The sequence below is a fragment of the Cobetia sp. genome, from assembly GCF_983723665.1.
The window spans coordinates 1-2347 of the sequence record NZ_CFDJES010000255.1 but is presented as its reverse complement, the minus strand read 5'-3'; the positions used below and the strand labels follow the sequence as shown (position 1 = coordinate 2347).

The 2347-nt window shown below is 64.3% G+C and carries 3 protein-coding genes; all 3 read right to left on the bottom strand.

The genetic code is table 11. From position 1 onward, the window contains the following. A partial coding sequence (locus AC4FAH_RS14555) for a Rha family transcriptional regulator (RefSeq protein ID WP_490246318.1) occupies positions 1 to 686 on the bottom strand: 686 nt, incomplete at its 3' end. Positions 687 to 689: 3 nt separating this feature from the next. Next, the gene (locus tag AC4FAH_RS14550) at positions 690 to 1442 is read right to left on the bottom strand and encodes a replication protein P (RefSeq protein ID WP_490246317.1); all 753 of its coding nucleotides are present in this window, start codon (positions 1440 to 1442) and stop codon (positions 690 to 692) included. Next, on the bottom strand, positions 1384 to 2280 hold the full coding sequence (locus tag AC4FAH_RS14545; RefSeq protein WP_490246316.1) for a DnaT-like ssDNA-binding domain-containing protein: 897 nt from the start codon (positions 2278 to 2280) through the stop codon (positions 1384 to 1386). The genes AC4FAH_RS14550 and AC4FAH_RS14545 overlap by 59 nt, the downstream gene beginning before the upstream one ends. Positions 2281 to 2347 lie beyond the last annotated feature (67 nt).

Sequence of the window (2347 nt, the reverse complement as noted above, 5' to 3'; positions counted from 1 at the left end):
CGGCCACCTGACTGGCGGCCTGCCTCAGTCATCACCCAGTACGCCTTGCCCTTGCCGTCACGCTCCTGACGCTGGAAGCCCTTGTCGCGCAGCAGGCGGTTGATGGCGATCGCGCTCATGTCCAACGGCATACCCAGCTCAGTCGGGGTCAAGTAGCGCTCGTTCATCGGGCTCAGCAGGTGGGTCGCCCCCAGCTCTTCCAGAAGGTTGATGCCGGTACGCTTCTGCACGGCCTGATTCACCGACAGCAAGCGCATGTTGTCGTCAAAGCCGAATGCCCGGGCAGCGCCATCAAGCGCGCTGGCGATGGCCGAAGCGCGGGAGATGTCCGTGGTGGGGTCTACCGGTGCCGGGGTCACTGATAAAGCCCGCACCTGATCACGCATTTCGTAGAAAGTGCGCACCAAGCGCTTCTTGAATGAGCGCACGATGTCGCTATTACGCATGAACGTCAGCAGAAGGGTTGCTTGGGGCTCATTCAAGCTGGCCACCTCGCGGCGCTGAGTACCACCGGGTGTCGCCAAGGGTTGGATCTCAAATCCGACCCTTCCGAAGTCCTCAAGGTCTTCCAAGTTGTCACGCACCAGTCGGATAACCGAAGCATGGTCGCGCTCAACACCTTCAGCGATTGCCGCCGTGGTAGTCAGCAGCTCGCCAGCTTCTCCAGCAATTACGATATCGTTCATGGGTCAAGCTCCTTTCAGTGCGGCACGCAGGGAACGCATCCCCTGATCGGCATTCATGGTATGAGGCAGACCAGAGGCCTCGGCTTGCTGCTGAGCGCGGGCCTGGCCCGCCATGGCGGCACGTTCTGCCGGCGACAGCTGGCCGTCATGTCCAATCGCTGCTTGCGGTTTGAGGTCATCACCCCGGGCGAAGCGCTCCACCACCTGCTGGTAGTACACGCGGAAGGCACGTTCGTGCTTGTCCATGCGCTGATAGCTGGCCGAGGCCATGCCGTGAAGATCCATGTGCTCGCCCGCGGCGGCGATGGCCTCATGCGGATACGGCTTGCCGGTGAAGGCGTGGTCCTGCAATGCCTGCCAGGCGGTATCGAAGTCCGGCAGGCCCAGCCCCTCGGGTGTCATCTGGCATAGCTCGGCGAACTGCATGGCGCTGTCCGGCGGGAAGGCGTTGCCACGCTGCTGGAGCGACTTGGCCGTGCGGGCCTTCTCGGCCTGCAAGCCACAGCGCAGGTGCTGGGCGCTCAGGTGGCTCAGGGCCGCCAGCCACTCACCTTCCACGTCACAGCTCACCCACTGGCCATTCTCTTCAGTGCCCCACCCCATCTCACGGCAACGGCGATGCCAGTGGGCGCCATGCAGCTGGGCCAAGCGATCGAACAGCGCATCCACCGCTTTCTGGCTCACCCGTGGCAGGTCATCACAGCCACTCGCCATCGATGACGTCGCCGGACGGCGGCTGGCCTTCGGCTTGTTCACGGCGGCGCTGCTCAATGAGTGCACGCCCTTCAGCGGCTGAGAGTTTCGAGTTACGGATTGGACCAGTTGAGCGACGGCTTCCATGGGTGCCTCCAGCGTTGCGTGCAGTGTTGTTCGATGTATTGGCGTTCTGACTCATGCGGGCCTGACGGGCCGCCTCTCGCTTGCGGTTCTCACTCACCCAGCCCGCGAACTTGGCGCACCAGGCATGATGCGAGTGCCTCCGTCCGGGCTGATCCGCGAAGTGCGCGGTGAAGTCCGCCAGCTCGCCCTGATCCCATGTCAGGCTCGGGTCGCCACGGCGCAGGGTCTCCGTCTGCCAGTGCGTCGCATCCGGCTGCCAGTCCAACGTCATCGGCACCTGACGGGCGCCGGCAGGCACTGGCGGCTGGCCGTTGTCTGCCTGCTGGGCCGCATTGGCGAAGATCGGGTGCTCGGCTTGGGCAGGTGAGGTGGCAGGCTCAGCAGGCACTTCTTCCTCATCGCTACCCGCCATCAGCGCCTCGAGCTCTTCCGGTGACGGCTCATCGGCGGCTTGCGGTTGCTGCTGATCATTGCCCATGGCGAGGCGGTAGAAGTTCGAGGTCTGGCGGCCGGTCGGCGTCTTGCGGGCCACCACCGTCATGACCCCGTGCTCGACCAGCGCCTCAATCGCGCGCTGGACCGTGCTGCGTGAACAGGCCATCTCATCCGCCAGGCGACGAACGGACGGCCAGCACACGCCCTGCTCGTTCGCGTAATCGGCCATCAGCAGCAGCAACAGGCGCGGCCCCGCCTTGATCGACTCCGGCATCTCGGGCATCACCTCACGCGCCCAACTCATCGCATGCAGACTCATGCCTCACCTCCTGCCAGTGTCAGATATTTGGCAGCGCGGGCCTGATGCCACTGCATGCTGCCCAGAT

What these genes read in the sequence shown, in the direction of transcription:
- AC4FAH_RS14545 (WP_490246316.1), bottom strand. Translation starts at nt 2,280, where the DNA reads ATGAGTCTGCATGCGATGAGTTGGGCGCGTGAGGTGATGCCCGAGATG.